Annotated in this window: 13 protein-coding genes; 8 read left to right on the forward strand and 5 right to left on the reverse strand. The window is 62.1% G+C overall.

The features are described 5' to 3' along the window. Positions 1–70: 70 nt before the first annotated feature. The gene (gene recG / locus IB264_RS24075; RefSeq protein WP_025427008.1) at positions 71–2,176 is read left to right on the forward strand and encodes an ATP-dependent DNA helicase RecG; all 2,106 of its coding nucleotides are present in this window, start codon (positions 71–73) and stop codon (positions 2,174–2,176) included. Between the two features lie 4 nt (positions 2,177–2,180). On the opposite strand, the gene IB264_RS24080 is transcribed toward recG, so the two are convergent. From IB264_RS24080 to glmU, 4 genes are all read right to left on the reverse strand, one after another. Continuing rightward, positions 2,181–2,873 (reverse strand): DUF502 domain-containing protein, encoded by a 693-nt coding sequence (locus tag IB264_RS24080; RefSeq protein WP_025427007.1) that lies wholly within the window; start codon positions 2,871–2,873, stop codon positions 2,181–2,183. An 18-nt stretch (positions 2,874–2,891) separates the two neighbouring features. Beyond that, positions 2,892–3,389: a GNAT family N-acetyltransferase gene (locus IB264_RS24085; RefSeq protein ID WP_025427006.1), complete on the reverse strand. Its 498-nt coding sequence runs from the start codon at positions 3,387–3,389 to the stop codon at positions 2,892–2,894. After that, the gene (gene glmS / locus IB264_RS24090) at positions 3,389–5,215 is read right to left on the reverse strand and encodes a glutamine--fructose-6-phosphate transaminase (isomerizing) (RefSeq protein ID WP_025427005.1); all 1,827 of its coding nucleotides are present in this window, start codon (positions 5,213–5,215) and stop codon (positions 3,389–3,391) included. Before glmS ends, IB264_RS24085 begins: the two co-directional genes overlap by 1 nt. Before the next feature lie 146 nt (positions 5,216–5,361). Then, positions 5,362–6,732, reverse strand: a complete 1,371-nt coding sequence (gene glmU / locus IB264_RS24095; RefSeq protein ID WP_025427004.1) for a bifunctional UDP-N-acetylglucosamine diphosphorylase/glucosamine-1-phosphate N-acetyltransferase GlmU — start codon at positions 6,730–6,732, stop codon at positions 5,362–5,364. A 205-nt stretch (positions 6,733–6,937) separates the two neighbouring features. Between glmU and IB264_RS24100 the strand changes: the two genes are divergently transcribed. Beyond that, positions 6,938–8,701: a hypothetical protein gene (locus IB264_RS24100; RefSeq protein ID WP_025427003.1), complete on the forward strand. Its 1,764-nt coding sequence runs from the start codon at positions 6,938–6,940 to the stop codon at positions 8,699–8,701. 3 nt (positions 8,702–8,704) lie between these two features. Here the strand turns inward: IB264_RS24100 and IB264_RS24105 are convergent, their stop codons facing one another. Continuing rightward, positions 8,705–10,351, reverse strand: a complete 1,647-nt coding sequence (locus IB264_RS24105) for a Na/Pi cotransporter family protein (RefSeq protein ID WP_025427002.1) — start codon at positions 10,349–10,351, stop codon at positions 8,705–8,707. A gap of 23 nt (positions 10,352–10,374) precedes the next feature. Between IB264_RS24105 and IB264_RS24110 the strand changes: the two genes are divergently transcribed. Genes IB264_RS24110 through glp form a run of 6 tightly spaced genes read left to right on the forward strand, consistent with a single transcriptional unit; the run spans position 10,375 to position 16,203 of the window. Next, positions 10,375–10,671, forward strand: coding sequence for a hypothetical protein (locus tag IB264_RS24110; protein WP_057209401.1), 297 nt, complete (start codon positions 10,375–10,377; stop codon positions 10,669–10,671). Between the two features lie 53 nt (positions 10,672–10,724). Then, on the forward strand, positions 10,725–12,617 hold the full coding sequence (locus tag IB264_RS24115) for a peptidylprolyl isomerase (protein WP_025427000.1): 1,893 nt from the start codon (positions 10,725–10,727) through the stop codon (positions 12,615–12,617). A 19-nt stretch (positions 12,618–12,636) separates the two neighbouring features. Continuing rightward, entirely contained in the window at positions 12,637–13,650 is a 1,014-nt protein-coding gene (trpD, locus tag IB264_RS24120) for an anthranilate phosphoribosyltransferase (RefSeq protein WP_025426999.1), read from the forward strand. Positions 13,651–13,681: 31 nt separating this feature from the next. Then, positions 13,682–14,497, forward strand: coding sequence for an indole-3-glycerol phosphate synthase TrpC (gene trpC / locus IB264_RS24125; RefSeq protein ID WP_025426998.1), 816 nt, complete (start codon positions 13,682–13,684; stop codon positions 14,495–14,497). Further along, positions 14,497–14,985: a cyclic pyranopterin monophosphate synthase MoaC gene (gene moaC, locus IB264_RS24130; RefSeq protein ID WP_025426997.1), complete on the forward strand. Its 489-nt coding sequence runs from the start codon at positions 14,497–14,499 to the stop codon at positions 14,983–14,985. The genes trpC and moaC overlap by 1 nt, the downstream gene beginning before the upstream one ends. Positions 14,986–14,991: 6 nt before the next feature. After that, entirely contained in the window at positions 14,992–16,203 is a 1,212-nt protein-coding gene (gene glp, locus IB264_RS24135; RefSeq protein WP_038576087.1) for a gephyrin-like molybdotransferase Glp, read from the forward strand. Positions 16,204–16,364 lie beyond the last annotated feature (161 nt).

Raw genomic sequence — 16,364 nt, forward strand, 5'->3', positions numbered from 1 at the left:
GCTCTATAAACGCTGAATAGATGATTGTCAGCCTTGCAAAACCCCGAATTGTCGTCGCAATTTCATTGCCATGCGCCCTGCCCTGCTCGACCCGCTCTTTTCACCGCTCAACACCCTACCCGGCATCGGCCCGAAGATCGGCGAGCTATATGCCCGACTTCTCGGCCGCGAAAGCATCGAAGACTGCCGCGTCGTCGACCTGGTTTTCCATGCGCCGCACTCGCTGATCGATCGACGGCAGCAGCCAGGAATCGCCAATGCGCCGCAAGGCGTCGTCGTCACGATCACCGGCCGCGTCGATCGCCATCAGCCTCCACCGCCGGGCAAGCAAAACCTGCCCTACCGTATCTTCCTGCATGACGACACCGGTGAACTGGCGCTCACCTTTTTCCGCGTCAAAGGCAACTGGCTGGAAAAATCGCTGCCGGTCGACGAAACCGTGATTGTCAGCGGCAAGGTCGACTGGTTCAATGGGCGGCCGTCGATGGTTCACCCGGACTATATGGTAAAGGCCAGCGAGGCGGACAACCTGCCGCTGGTCGAACCGGTTTATGGCCTGACGGCCGGTCTCTCCGCCCGCATCTTGCGCAAGTCGATCGAGGCGGCCGTCGCCCGCGTGCCTGACATGCCCGAGTGGATCGACGGTGCGCTTGCGGACAAGCAGGGCTTTCAAAGTGCCGCCGACAGCTTCCGCGCTCTGCATGAACCTCGCGACGCCACCGATATCGACCCGCAGGCGCCGGCGCGCCGACGGCTCGCCTATGACGAATTCCTGGCCGGCCAACTCTCCCTGGCCCTTGTTCGCCAGCGCCTGCGCAAGGTTACCGGGACGCCGGTGCATGCGACAGGCAAGCTGTCAGGCCCTGTCACCGCCGCACTGCCCTTCTCGCTGACCACGAGCCAATCGACTGCGATTGACGATATCCTCAAGGACATGGCCGGAAACGACCGGATGTTGCGGCTGCTGCAGGGCGACGTCGGCTCCGGCAAGACCATGGTTGCACTGATGGCGATGCTGGCGGCGGTCGAATCGGGCGGCCAGGCCGTGTTGATGGCTCCGACGGAAATCCTCGCCCGGCAGCATTTCGCGACGCTGTCGAAAATGGCTGCACCCGCAGGCATTACGATGGATGTTCTGACGGGACGCACCAAAGGCAAGGAGCGCGACGCGATCCTGGAGCGCATTGCCTCCGGCGAGACGCGGATCGTGGTCGGCACACACGCCCTGTTCCAGGATACGGTCAACTACGACCGGCTGACGCTTGCGGTCGTCGACGAACAGCACCGCTTCGGCGTCCACCAGCGCCTGCGCCTGACCGCCAAAGGCATCTCACCCCATATGCTGGTGATGACGGCCACGCCGATCCCCCGCACGTTGGTGCTAGCGGCCTTCGGCGACATGGATGTCTCCAAGCTGACGGAGAAGCCGGCGGGTCGAAAACCCATTCAGACGGTTACCATCCCGACCGAGCGGACCGACGAGATCGTCGACCGCCTCGCTGCAGCCCTCAAGGAGGGCAAGAAAGCCTATTGGATCTGCCCACTCGTCGAAGAATCCGAAGCGATCGACGTCATGTCAGCGGATGAACGTTATCAGGGTCTCTCCAAGCGCTTCGGCCGGGATGTCGGTCTCGTGCACGGCCGGATGAACGGCGCGGAAAAAGACACCGTCATGCTCGCCTTCAAGAACGGTGAAATCCGCCTGCTCGTGGCCACGACCGTCGTTGAAGTCGGCGTCGACGTGCCGGATGCCACCATCATGGTGATTGAACATGCGGAACGCTTCGGCCTGGCGCAATTGCATCAGTTGCGCGGCCGCGTCGGCCGTGGCGACGAAGCATCGACCTGTATCCTGCTCTACAAGAGCCCGCTGGGTGAAACCGGCCGGGCAAGGCTTTCGATCCTGCGCGACAGCGAAGATGGCTTTCTGATCGCCGAGGAAGATCTGAAGCTGCGCGGCGAAGGCGAACTGCTGGGAACGCGCCAATCCGGCACGCCCGGCTTTCGTATCGCCAGCCTCGAAGCGCATGGCGATCTGCTCGAAATCGCCCGCAAGGACGCGGCCTATCTGATCGAGCGGGATCCTGATCTTACATCGCCCCGTGGGGAGGCGCTTCGAACCCTGCTCTATCTCCACCGCCGCGACGAAGCGATCCGCTTCCTGCGCGCCGGCTGAAGCCTCAGGCGCTCTTCTGCTGGGCGATCTGGAGCGGTGGAGCGTTGGCGAGCGGCTTGTAGTCCGGTGCGACGAGACCGCCAGAAATCAAGAGCTTGGCCGCATCCTCGGCGCTCATTTCAAGCGGAATGATCTTGTCGCGGGGTACGAACAAAAGGAAGCCAGCGGTCGGGATCGGTGTCGGTGGCAGGAACACGGTCACCATATCCATGCCACGCTCGGAGAATTTGGCGGCGACTTCGCCTTTGACATCCGTGGCGATGAAGACCAGCGACCAGAGGCCGGGGCTCGGATATTCGATCAAGCCCGCCTTCTTGAACGAGGACGACTGCTCCTGCAGCACCGTCTGGAAGATCTGCTTCAACGACTTGTAGATGGTGCGAACGAGCGGCGTCCGGCTGACGAGCGATTCGCCGAAGGCAACGATCGAGCGACCGACCAGATTGGCTGTGAGGAAGCCCACCAAGGTGATGACGATGAGTGCGACCAGAAGCCCGAATCCGGGAATAGCCACAGGCGAATAGGTATCCGGATTATAGAAATTCGGCAGGTAGGGCTTCACCCATCCATCGGCCCACTCGATGAAGGTGCGCACCAACCAGACGGTGATGGCCAGCGGCGCGCAGATAATCAGCCCCGTCAGGAAATAGTTCCGCAACCGGGTCGCAATATAGCCGCTCTTCGAATTTTCGCCCATGCCTCTTCCGTTTAAACCTCACTCAGTGCCGAAAGCCGGATGATAGGCAACCGTACCTGTCGGTACCGCGCCGGAGAAGGCCAGCGCCATGAAGTATTGCGGCGCACAACCTGGGAATACAAGTGAAGATTCGTGTCGGAATCTGAACTTTTGGTAATAGTCGGGATCGCCCACGACCACACAGCCCAAGGCGCCGTCAGCGGCAAGCATCGCTAGCCCTTCGCGGATGAGCCGACTGCCAATCCCGTTTGCCTGGCGCTCCCGCATGACGGCCACCGGGCCAAGCCCAAACCAGCCTGCTGCCGGCGGCGTAAGGGTCACCGGCGAGAAGGCAACGTGGCCGACGATCTGACCTTCCTCTTCGGCGACGAGCGAGAGCATCAACGCGCCCTCGCCCCGAAGGCGTTCGATGATGAAGGGTTCGCTCTGGTCGCTGTGCGGGTGCCCCTCGAATGCGGCGGCCGTCACGTCGTGGATCGCCTGTTCGTCGCCCGCTCGCTCCGGCCGTATGATGATCATTCGACCGTCACCGATTTTGCCAGGTTGCGCGGCTGGTCGACGTCGGTGCCCATGAACACGGCCGTGTGATAGGCGAGCAGCTGGATCGGCAGCGAGAAGATCATCGGCGCAATGATCTCGTCGACATTCGGCAGAACGATCGTCGCCATCGTCTCGAGCTTCGAGGCGGCCGCCCCCTTTTCGTCGGTGATCAGGATGATGCGTCCACCGCGGGCTGCCACCTCCTGCATGTTCGACACGGTCTTTTCATAGAAGCGGTCGTGCGGGGCGATGACGATAACAGGCATGTTTTCGTCGATGAGCGCGATCGGACCATGCTTCAATTCACCGGCGGCATACCCCTCGGCGTGGATATAGGAGATTTCCTTGAGCTTCAGCGCGCCTTCCATCGCCAGCGGGAAGCTGGTGCCGCGACCGAGATAGAGCACGTCGCGGCACTTCGACAGTTCGCGCGACAGCATCTCGATCTTTGGCTGGATGGCGTTCAGCACCTGGCCCATGATGCGCGGCATTTCCGCGAGGTGGCGAACGAGTGTCTGTTCTTCATCGGCCGAGACAGTGCCACGGGCGCGGCCGGCGCCGATCGAAAGGGCGGCGAGCACCGCCAGCTGGCAGGTAAAGGCCTTGGTCGAGGCAACACCGATCTCAGGACCGGCCAGGATCGGGAACACGGCATCGGATTCGCGCGCAATGGTCGATTCGCGGGTGTTGACGACCGCGCCGATCGTCAGGCCATGGTCCTTGCAGTACCGAAGCGATGCCAACGTATCGGCGGTTTCGCCGGACTGCGAGATGAACAGCGCGGCCGACTGCGGCGACAGCGGGATTTCCCGGTAGCGGAACTCGGAGGCGACGTCGATTTCGACCGGCAGGCGGGCGTAACGCTCGAACCAGTATTTGCCGACGAGGCCGGCGAGATAGGCGGTGCCACAGGCGGAGATCGCCAAACTTGGTACACCGGCAAAATCGATTGAAGCCGTTGTGGCCTTCACCCGGTTTGCGGCAAAATCGATATAGTGGCCGAGCGCATGCGAGATCACCTCCGGCTGCTCATAGATTTCCTTTTCCATGAAGTGCCGGTGGTTGCCCTTGTCGATCATGTAGGCGGCAGCCATCGAGACCTGCCGCGGGCGGTCGACGGCATTGCCGGCGAGATCGAAGATATGGGCGCCGTTGGCGCCGATCACGGCCCAGTCGCCATCGATCAGATAGGTGATCTCATTGGTAAACGGCGAGAGCGCGATGGCGTCGGAACCCAGGAACATCTCGCCCTTGCCGTGGCCGATCGCCAGCGGCGGGCCGTTGCGGGCCGCCATGATGGTAGACGGGTCGTCCTGAAACAGAATGGCAAGCGCATAGGCACCTGTTACACGCTTTAGCATCGCATGCATGGCTTCACGCCGGCCGAGGCCGTCGCGACGGAACTTTGCCAGAAGATGCGCCACGACTTCCGTGTCGGTCTGCGTCTCGAATGTCGCACCGTCGGCGATCAGTTCGTCCTTCAGCTCGGAGAAGTTCTCGATGATGCCGTTGTGGACCACGGCAACGCCATCGGTGAAATGCGGATGGGCATTGCGCTCGGTCGGGGCGCCGTGCGTCGCCCAGCGGGTGTGGGCGATGCCGATCATGCCGGCCAGCGGCTCCTCGCGCAGCCGGGCCTCCAGATTGACCAGCTTGCCTTCCGCCCGGCGGCGCTCAAGCGTACCGGCATTGATGGTCGCAACGCCGGCCGAATCGTAGCCACGGTACTCCAGGCGCTTCAACGCATCGACAAGTCGCTCCGAGACCGGCTGGTTTCCAACGATGCCAACAATTCCGCACATAGTCGTCTCCAAATTCGTCCCGCGCCGTTTCGACGCCCCAATCGACAGCGCGGAAGTCCCGCCCGGCGCGTTGCCTTGGTAACGCATTTGCCGGACGAGGCAATCCGCCCCCGATTTCACTTTCGGTTTCAGTATTTAACGCGAACCTACTCGGCTGCCTTGGCCGCCTTTTTCGCGGCCTTCTGTGCCTCGTAGCGTTCGCGCAGGATACGCGCCCTGCCCGGCTTGATCTCCTGTCGTGCGCGGCCGAAGGCCACGGCATCGGCCGGCACATCCTCGGTGATGACACTGCCGGAAGCAACCAGCGCTCCGTCACCGATCGTCACCGGTGCAACCAGCGAGGAATTCGAGCCGACGAAGGCATTCTCGCCGATGCGGGTCTCGTGCTTGTTCACGCCATCATAATTGCAGGTGATCGTGCCTGCACCGATGTTGGACCCGGCCCCGACGAAGGCATCGCCGATATAGGTCAGATGGTTGACCTTGGCGCCGGCGCCGATTTCCGCCTTCTTGACCTCGCAGAAATTGCCGACCTTCGACTTTTCGCCGAGATCAGCCCCGGGGCGCAGACGTGCATAGGGTCCGACCGTTGCGCCGGCGCGCACCGTCGCTCCCTCGATATGCGAGAACGCATGGATGATGGCGCCGCTCTCGACGCGAACGCCCGGGCCAAACACGACATTCGGCTCGATCAGCACGTCCTGCTGCAGTTCCGTGTCCCAGGCGAGGAAAACGGTCTCCGGCGCGATCATCGACACACCGGACAGCATCAGCTCATGCCGGCGGCGCTGCTGCCAGAGCCGCTCGATATAGGCGAGTTCCGCCCGGGTGTTGCAGCCGGTCAGCTCTTCCTCTGGCGCCTCGACGGCGATGGCGCGGCCGCCGATCGCCCGCACGATCTCGACGAGGTCGGTCAGGTAGTACTCGCCCTTGACGTTGGCATTGCCAATACGATCGAGCAGATCGAGCGCCTTGTGCCCATCGATCGCCATCAGGCCGCCATTGCAATAGGTGATGCGGCGTTCTTCTTCGGTTGCGTCCTTGTGCTCGCGGATCGCGATCAGCGCGCCGTCCTCGACGATCAGCCGGCCATAGCCCGAAGGATCGGCGGCCTCAAAGCCGATGACCACCACATCGTTGCCGGCGGCCAGGCCGTCGCGCGCCGCCTTGAGAGGCTCAGGCGTGATCAGCGGCGTATCGCCAAAAACCACCAGGATGTCATCAAACCCCTTTGATATCGCCTCGCGCGCCGCCAAAACCGCATGTCCCGTTCCGAGCCGCTCCTTTTGCAGGAACGAAGCGATCGATACGCCGTCGATGCCGGCAGCACCTGAAACAGTTTCGGCGTCGCGCCCGACGACGAGAGCGACGTCGGAGATCGATGCACTCGACAGGGCGGCAACCACATGGGCGATCATCGGCCGGCCGGCCACCGGATGCAGCACCTTCGACATCGACGATTTCATCCGCGTGCTTTCACCCGCAGCCAGAACAATCGCCAGGCAACTCCGTTCCATCCAATGATCTCCTTGGTCTTTTTCTTGAGAACCAGATCCGGTCGCCCGATTCGGCCCCTTCCTATCAGCAACATATTGCGGGAAGCATAATTCACACAATCACGTCACGTTAACCCGCTTAAAACCCGATGATGGCATAAGGAGAAGCGGAGCCTGCCTCGGCAACCCATGCGCGTGCCTCGCTCCCCCGGGGAGAGAAGCAGTAATGCATGCCAGCACCGATCTCGACGCAGCGGCAAAGCCGTTCAACATTGCTCGGGCTGCAATCCGGTCGCCGCTTGCAGCGCTCGTTCTGGCGCTCATCCTCCTGTCGCTGCTTCTCACGGTCACGATCCCGCAGCCGATCGGCCCGATGTTCTGGGATCATTATCTTTATCTCGACGCCGCCAATCGCCTTGCTGACGCGCAGATCCCCTCGGTCGACTTCTTCGCACCGGTCGGGGCGCTCGGCTACTATCTCTTTGCAATCTTGCTGTCGGTTTTCCCGAACGGCCATCCCTTGCTGCTGGCCAGCTGGTGCCTTCTCATCGTCACCGGGCCATTGATCGGCCTGGTGGTGCTCGACATCCAAAAGCGTTCGCGCGCGCTGGCCTACACCATCCTGTTGCCGTTCCTTCTCTTTTCCATTCTCCCGTTCAACACCGGCGACTTCTACCCCTATCCGGGATCCGACGGCTTCGGCATCTACAACCGTCAGGTCTGCCAACTGCTTTACGTGCTCGCAGCGGCGCTGATCTATGTCCGCAATCCACGTACCCTCGCTGTTGTTGCCGCGGGAGCGATGATCGCACTTTTTTTCGTGAAGATCACCGGCGCAATCGCCGGTGTCATCCTGTGCTTGATGGCATTCGCGGCCGGACGGCTCGGCCTGCGCTCGGCGGTCACCGCGGCCCTGATCTTCTTCGGCATTCTTGCCGCTATCGAACTGTCGCTCGGCGCGGTATCGGCCTATGTCGCCGACATTCTGGCTTTGGTCGACGTCAATGACGGGATCCTGTTGGCGCGCCTGCTTCAGGCTGCATCGCTCAACGCCGGACTGCTTCTGCCCGCAGGCATTCTCTGCCTCGCCCTCTTCTTTTCCGCGTTGCCGGCCTATTCCATGTCAATGCGGGACGCTTGCCGACGGCCTTCGATCGCTGCCATTCGCAAAGTCTTCGATCAGAATTTCTTGTGGCTCGGTGCCTTTGTCGTTGCCGGCATCCTGTTTGAGAGCCAGAACACCGGCAGCCAGGCCTTCATCTTCCTCTACCCGCTGCTTCTCAAGATCACACTCGATTGTGTCGCGAATGGCTCATCCAGGCGGCAGACCATTGCGGTTTTTATCCTCGCCATCGCGGCGGCGCTGCCACCTATGACAACTGTCGTCCAGAAGAGCGCGCGCGCGTGGATCGGCGCCGTCAACAATATCCGGATCGAGAGCCGCAATCTGAAAACCATGGGGGCTGTCAATGTCCGCCCGATCCTCTCGCTGCGGGCCGAACGGATGCGAGACACCTATCTTGCCGAGCCAGGCGCCTTTGAGGCACTGGCCGACATGGGCGAATTGCCGTCATTCCTGCTTTACAGCGATTTCGACTTCCAGACCGGCTGGCTGACGAATGTCGATGATGCCATCGATGCATTGCGTACCTATGAGCACGCCAATGGCGTTCGCTTCGACACGATCCTCAATATCGATTTCGCCAATCCGTTTCCGTGGCTGATGGATCGCCACGCGCCGAAACGCGTCGCCATCGGCGCAGATCCGTTCCGCGCAATCCCGCCACCGGACTTGGAGGTGCGCGCGGCAGTCGCTGCCGTGGACATCGCACTCGTGCCGACCTGCCCGAGCACAAACGTCAACAGGACGCTGCTGTCGCTCTACCTGCCGAGCCTCGAGGCTGGCCACACGCGCATCACGCTGACGCCATGCTACGACGCATTCGTCCGCAACGGCCTGCGCCCCGGCGAAACGGCCGCCGGTTCATAACGATCACGCCTGCGGCCTCAGTCTGCTCTCGGTCAGAAGCCCGCTTTCCTCCAGGATGGGATAGGCGACCGAGGCTATATGGGCGTTGATGCGCTTCAAATCACGCAGCATGTCGAGATGCAGCGAGCTGGTCTGAAGACTTTCCAGCAGTCCGTCCCGCAGCCGCTCGATATGCCGTTCGGCCGACCGCTTCTCCATGTGGCGGACATTGACCTTTACCTCGATCAATTGCCGGGCGAGATCGGCGTTGCGGGTGACGAAAATGGTCTGAGCAACCCTGAGATTGTCGATCGTCAGGTTGAAGAGGCTCTTCAGCTCCTGATAGCCGTCCTCGGAGAATTTCAGGCCGTTGTTGACCTTCTTGCCGATTTGCTCACAGAGCCCCTTCTCGATGATATCGCCCATATGCTCGAGGTTGATGGCGTAGTCGATGATAACGATCGAGCGGCGGCCATCTTCCGGGCTCAGGCCATCGCGCCCCAGGCGCGATAGGAAAATCTTCACTTCCTGCTGCAGCAGATCGACCTGCTTTTCGAACTTGCCGACATCGCGGATCTCGGACAGATCGTTGTTGTTGAAGGCGGTCTGGGCGCGGATCAGCATCATCTCGATCAGGTCGCCGACCCGCAGCACTTCACGCGTCGCGCCTGAAAGCGCCATGACCGGCGTATGGAGCACGTTCTCGTCGAGGTAGCGCGGCCCGGTTTCGTCCGTTTCGTTATCGGGGATGAAGCGGATCATCAGCCGCGACAGCAGGCCGGCAAACGGCCAGGCAAGGATCGCCACGGCTAGATTGAATGCCAGGTGGATGTCCACCGGCAGGTTCTGCTTCGGCAAAGGCAGGCTTTGCAAGAGCTCGACGCTGACACCGGTCAGAGGCAGCGCGATCAGACATCCGATGGCGCGGACCACGAGATTGCCGAGCGTGACCCGTCGTGCTGACGGCGCCGAAGACAGCGTCGCCATGACAGGCGGGATCGCCCCGCCAAGATTGGCGCCGAGCACCAGCGCAACCGTCAAGCCGACGGAGAGAATGCCGGCCGTAGAAAGGGAAAGCACCAGCATCACCACGGCAAGGCTGGAGGACGAGGCGAAGGCAAGGCCCGCGGAGATGATCAATGCCACAGGCCAGGCGCTATCGAGCATGCCGAGAAACGCGGCCAGCGCCTCGGATTCGCGCATCGGCTCGGTCGCCAGGCCAAGCAGATGCAGCGACAGCAACATCAGGCCAATCCCGACAAAGGCCGCACCAAGACCCTGCCGGGCGTTCGAGCGGCTGACGCGATGCAGCACGACGCCCACCAGAATGATCATCGGCGACAGCCATTCGATGCCGGTGGCGACGATCCAGGCGGTGATCGCCGTGCCGACATTGGCGCCAAGCAACACGATCTGCGCCATGCGCGAGCGAATGAGCCCCTTTTCCACGAAGGATGAGGTCATCAATGCCGTCGCAGTCGAGCTTTGCAGAGCAATCGTGGCGACGAGACCGGTCAGGAACGATCGGGTCGGGCCGCTCGTTCCCTGTGCGAGGCCAGCCCGCAGCTTCGCCCCGAAGGCGCGCGTGACCCCTTCCTTGACCAGGGAAAGGCCGAACAGCAGCAGTGCTACCGCTCCGAACAGGTTGACCATCACGATTGTCGATTGCATGGCATGTCTTTCCGCAGGGCCGCATGAATCGCCTCGCCCCGATACGCGCAACCATAGTTCCTAAGTGTTTTCGATCTCAATCCAACACCGGCAAATTCGTCGTTTTTTCGGTCAAATTTCTGTTGCCGGCTAATAAATCCGACATCCGTTTTGTCAGCAACGTCTTCCCGTCGATGGCCATCGACGTCGCAGACAGCGATCTCGGCTCTCAAATTCGTCAGCGGCCCGAAGTCCCTGCGAATCACATGATTGCCCGCGATCTTCGGCTGGCGCGCAATTTGCGGCATTGCGCCCTTCATTTCCTGTTTCGTTTGTTTTAAGGAACGAACTCGTTTGGCTCACAGCCACCGCACTGCAACGAGGTTTCTGCCCCATGCTCGAATTCCTGAGAAAAGCCGCCCAGACCTGGGTCGTCAAAGGCCTGCTCGTCATTCTCGTGCTGTCTTTCATGGTGTGGGGCGCATCGACATCGATGATCGCGAACCAGTCGGATGCCGTGGTCGTCGTCGGTGACGTCAAGGTCAAGGCTCCGGACTTCCGGCTCGCCTACGAGCGCCAACTTGCGCTCGTTTCCCGCCAGCTCGGCACGCGCCTGACGCCGCAGCAGGCCAAGGCATTCGGCATCGAGCAGCAGGTTTATTCCCAGCTCGTCGCGGGTGCTGCCCTCGATCAGCTAGCCGGCGATATGAACCTTGGCCTTTCGGAAGACCGGCTGGCCAAGCTCATCGCCGAAGACCCGGCTTTCCACAGCGTCAACGGTCAGTTCGACCGCCTGACGTTCTCGAGCGTGCTGCGCAATGCCGGCCTTCGCGAACAGGATTACATCAACAACCGCAGCCAGGTCGCCGTGCGCTCGCAGATCGTCGATGCCCTGTCTGACGGTTATATCGCGCCAAAGGTGCTGAGCGACGCGATCGGCTCCTATCGCCACGAAAAGCGCTCGATCGACTACGTCCTGCTGTCGAACGCCAACATCGATCCGGTAAAGGCACCGGGCGACGACGTTCTCGCCCCCTGGTACGACAGCCGCAAGGCAAACTACCGCGCGCCGGAATACCGCAAGATCACCTACCTGAAGCTTGCACCCGAGGATCTTGCCGATGCGACGGCGGTGGTCGATGCGGACGTTCGTGCCGACTACGACAAGCGCAAGGACAGCTTCCGCACCGAGGCGACGCGCACGATCGAACAGCTCGCCTTCTCCTCGCGTGAGGCGGCAGACGCCGCGGCAGCCAAGCTCGCAGCCGGCACGTCCTACGACGACATCGTGAAAGCCGAAGGCAAGACGTCTGCCGACGTTCTGCTGGGTGACTTCACCACCGCAAGCGCTCCGGACGCAAAGATCGGCGAAGCCGCGTTTGCGATTGCTGCCGATGGCGGCACGTCGCCCGTGATCGATGGTGCCTTCGGACCGGTGATCCTGCGCGTGACGAACATCCGCCCGGAGACGGTTCGCAGCTTCGACGAGGTCAAGGAAGAACTCCGCAAGGAGATTGCCCTCTCCAACGCGCAGAACGAGATCATCGGCCTTCATGACAAGATCGAGGACGAGCGCGCGACCGGTGCTTCGCTCAAGGACATCGCCGAACTGCTCAAGCTGAAGGTCGCGACCGTCGACGGCATCGATGCGACCGGCAAGGACATGAATGGCGATGAAGTCGCCGGCCTGCCGGAGCCGAAGGCTCTGCTGCCGGACGCCTTCAAGGCTGAAGTAGGCGGAGAAACCCTGCCTGTTAACATCGGCCGCGACGGCTACGTCTGGTTCGACCTCGACGAAGTGGTTCCGGCTCGCGACCGCACGCTCGACGAAGCACGTGACGAAGTCGCCGCAGACTGGACTGCAGAACAGCAGCGCACGGCTCTCGCCACCAAGGCGACCGAACTGAAGCAGCGGATCGAAAAAGGCGCGACGCTCGCCGATATCGCAACCGAGCTTGGCCTTGCCGTCGAAACAAAGACGGGATTGACCCGGTCGACGTCTGATGCGGCGCTGAGCCCGGCCGCCGTCGCTGCTGCCTTCAGCGGCCCGGACGGCCACGTCGCCAATGCCGCCGGTATCGGTGGCGATGGTCAGATCCTGCTGCGGGTCACCTCGATCGAGAACAACGGCCCGACCGATGCCCTGGAAGACGACAGCCGTCAGATCCAGGCCATGGCCCGTGCCAGCGGCGACGACATTCTCGACCAAATGGTATCGACCCTGCAGTCGGCCTACGGTGTTTCGATCAATCAGACGCTTGCCGAAACGGCTTTGGCACAGAGATAAGCGGCAAGGAAAGCAACCGATGAGTGATCTGAAACCGTTCGTCGCCAAAGTCGCCGCCGGCGAGGCTCTCAACCGCGAAGACGCACGAGCGGCTTTCGAGATCATCATGTCGGGTGCGGCCACGCCATCGCAGATCGGCGGCTTCCTGATGGCCCTGCGCGTCCGTGGCGAAACTGTCGACGAGATCGTCGGCGCCGTTGCCGCCATGCGCGGCCGCATGCTCCCCGTCGACGCGCCGGCCGATGCTGTCGACATCGTCGGGACCGGCGGTGATGGCGCCGGTACCTACAATATCTCGACACTCGCCTCGCTGATCGTTGCGGGCGCGGGTGTCCCGGTCGCCAAGCATGGCAACCGTGCGCTGAGCTCCAAGTCCGGCACGGCCGATGCCCTGTCCTGCCTCGGCGTCAAGCTCGATATCGGCCCCGAGGCGATTTCACGCTGCATCAGGGAAGCCGGTGTCGGCTTCATGTTCGCCCAGCAGCACCATTCCGCCATGCGCCACGTCGGCCCGACGCGTGTCGAGCTCGGCACCCGCACGATCTTCAACCTGCTCGGCCCGCTATCCAATCCTGCCGGCGTCAAGCGGCAACTTGTCGGCGTCTACGCACCGCAGTGGGTCCAGCCGCTGGCGGAAGTATTGCGCGACCTCGGCTCCGAGAATGTCTGGGTCGTGCATGGCGAAGGCCTCGACGAGATCACGACGACCGGCACGACGCAGGTCGCCGCTCTCGATAACGGCAAGATCACCGCTTTCACCTTGACGCCTGAAGATTTCGGCCTGCCAACGGTCACCCTCGACGCCCTGAAGGGCGGCGATGGCGCACACAATGCCGTTGCGCTCTTGGCCGTCCTCGACGGTGCAGAAAACGCCTACCGGGACATTTCGCTTGCCAATGCGGCTGCATCGCTGATGATTGCCGGCAAGGCCGCAGATCTTGGTCAGGGCATGACGCTCGCCCGCCAGTCGCTTTCCAGCGGTGGCGCCAAGGCGGCACTGCAGCGCCTGATCAGCGTTTCGAACGCTGCCTGAGACAACGCTGCTTGAGACAAGGAACCGCGCCATGACCGATATCCTGCGCAAGATCGAAGCCTACAAGCGCGACGAGATCGCTGCGGCCAAATCGCAAACGTCAATCGATGAGCTGAAGGCTCGCATCGCCGATCAATCCGCTCCGCGCGGTTTCCATGCGGCGTTGGCAGCGCGCCAACAGCAAGGCCGCTTCGGCCTGATCGCCGAGATCAAGAAGGCGAGCCCGTCGAAAGGCCTGATTCGACCCGACTTCGATCCACCGGCGCTGGCCAAGGCCTACGAGGCCGGCGGTGCGGCCTGTCTTTCCGTGCTGACGGATGGACCGAGCTTCCAGGGCGCGCCGGCGTTTCTTGAGGCGGCCCGCGCAGCCTGCGTGCTTCCGGCTTTGCGCAAGGACTTCATGTTCGACACCTACCAGGTGTTCGAGGCCCGCGCCTGGGGTGCAGACTGCATCCTGCTGATCATGGCATCGCTCAGCGACGACGATGCCCGGCGTCTGGAAGATTCTGCCTTTTCTCTCGGAATGGATGTACTGATCGAAGTGCATGACGCTGAAGAGATGGAGCGGGCGCTCAAGCTTGCCTCGCCACTTGTTGGCATCAACAATCGCAACCTGAGAACATTCGACGTCGATCTCGCCGTATCCGAGCAACTGGCGTCGATGGTTCCGTCTGATCGGCTGCTCGTCGGCGAGAGCGGTATCTTTACCCATGACGATTGCCAGCGTCTGGAAAGGAGCGGCATCACCACTTTCCTGGTCGGCGAGAGCCTGATGCGCAAGAGCGATGTCGAGACGGCAACACGTGTGCTCCTCACCGGCTCCGAAAGCGTGCTGGCGGCCGAGTGATGGGCAAGACCACACTCACGCATCTCGACAACAGCGGCGAAGCGAACATGGTCGACGTCGGCGCCAAGACCGAAACCGTCCGCATCGCCACTGCGGAGGGTCATGTCCGCATGCGTCCGGAGACACTTGCGCTGATCCTGGAGGGCGATGCCAAGAAGGGCGACGTTATCGGTACGGCGCGGCTGGCCGGCATCATGGCCGCCAAGCAGACGTCGAATCTGATCCCCCTTTGTCATCCGTTGATGCTGACCAAGGTGTCGGTCGACATCACACCCGATCCAGCATTGCCGGGCTTGCGGGTCGAAGCGCTTGCCAAACTGACCGGCAAGACCGGCGTCGAGATGGAAGCGCTGACGGCCGTCAGCATCGCCTGCCTGACGATCTACGACATGGCGAAGGCTGCGGATCGAGAAATGGAAATCGGCGGCATCCAGCTCGTCAGCAAATCCGGTGGACGCTCCGGCGATTATCGGCGCCAGGGAGACTGACCGACGATGTCGTTGCTTTCCGTTGAAGACGCGCTCAACAGGATCCTCGGCAGCGCCAGACCCCGCCACGCAATCGAACATGTGAGCCTGCATGAAGGCCTCGACCGTGTGCTGGCGCAAGATGTAACTGCACGCGTCACCCATCCCGCCTTCGACAATTCAGCGATGGATGGCTATGCGGTTCGCCATGAGGATGTCCACGCCATCGGTGCCGAACTTACGGTCATCGGCCAGTCCGCGGCCGGGCATGGCTTCGATGGCGAGGTAAAGTCCGGGCAGGCTGTCCGCATCTTTACCGGAGCCCCGCTTCCCGCGGGCGCCGATACCGTCATCATCCAAGAAGACACCGAACGGCTTGCCGACAACAAGATCCGCACCTCGTTCGCGCCGGGCAAAGGGCGGCATATCAGACTTTCCGGCCAGGATTTTGCAGCCGGCGAAACGGTGCTGCGCGCGGGAGACGTTCTGGATGCCGGTCGCCTGACGGTCGCCGCCGGCATGAACCATGCGGTGCTGCCAGTGCTCAAGAAACCGACGGTCGCGATCCTTGCAACCGGCGATGAACTGCTGACACCCGGAAGCATACCCGGTGCTGACCAGATCATTGCCTCCAACACATTCGGTGTTGCTGCCATTGCGCGTGACAACGGTGCCGACATCCTCGACCTCGGCATCGTCCCGGACAACCGCCAGGCGATCTCGGCGGCCGTCGAGCGTGCAAGGGCAGCGAGAGCCGATGTGCTCGTGACGCTCGGTGGCGCCTCGGTCGGCGATCATGACCTTGTGCAGTCGACATTGCTTGCGAGCGGGATGACGCTCGATTTCTGGCGGATCGCCATGCGGCCCGGAAAACCACTCATGGTCGGACAGCTCGGCGACATGGCGGTGCTCGGCCTGCCTGGCAATCCTGTATCGAGCCTCGTCTGTGCACTCTTGTTCCTTGAGCCGCTGGTCCGCAAACTGGCGAGACTACCTGATAGAGATCGGCTGACGACGGCCTGCCTCGCCTCGCCGCTGCCTGCCAACGACAAGCGCCAGGATTATGTGCGTGCACGGCTTTCGAGCGATGCGGACGGTTCGCTCGTCGCCCACCCCTTCCCGCGGCAGGACTCGTCGATGATGAAGGTGTTCGCGCAGTCCGATTGTCTGATCGTTCGCGCGCCGAACGCTGAAGAGGCGCCCGCCGGTACACCCTGCGAAATCGTCCGGCTCAGATAGCTTCCGGCGAAATCATCGGGATAAAACAGGCACCCCTTTTGGTCGACCGGACCCGGCGTCAGCAGAAACAAAGAATATTTGCTGTTCCATTGTCATATGCCCGACATGGAGACCCATTAATAACAGGATCATTCAATCATCGCTCAAGGCGGATGACTACG

This window comes from Ensifer sp. ENS11, from assembly GCF_014851895.1.
GTDB classification, from domain to species: domain Bacteria; phylum Pseudomonadota; class Alphaproteobacteria; order Rhizobiales; family Rhizobiaceae; genus Ensifer; species Ensifer canadensis.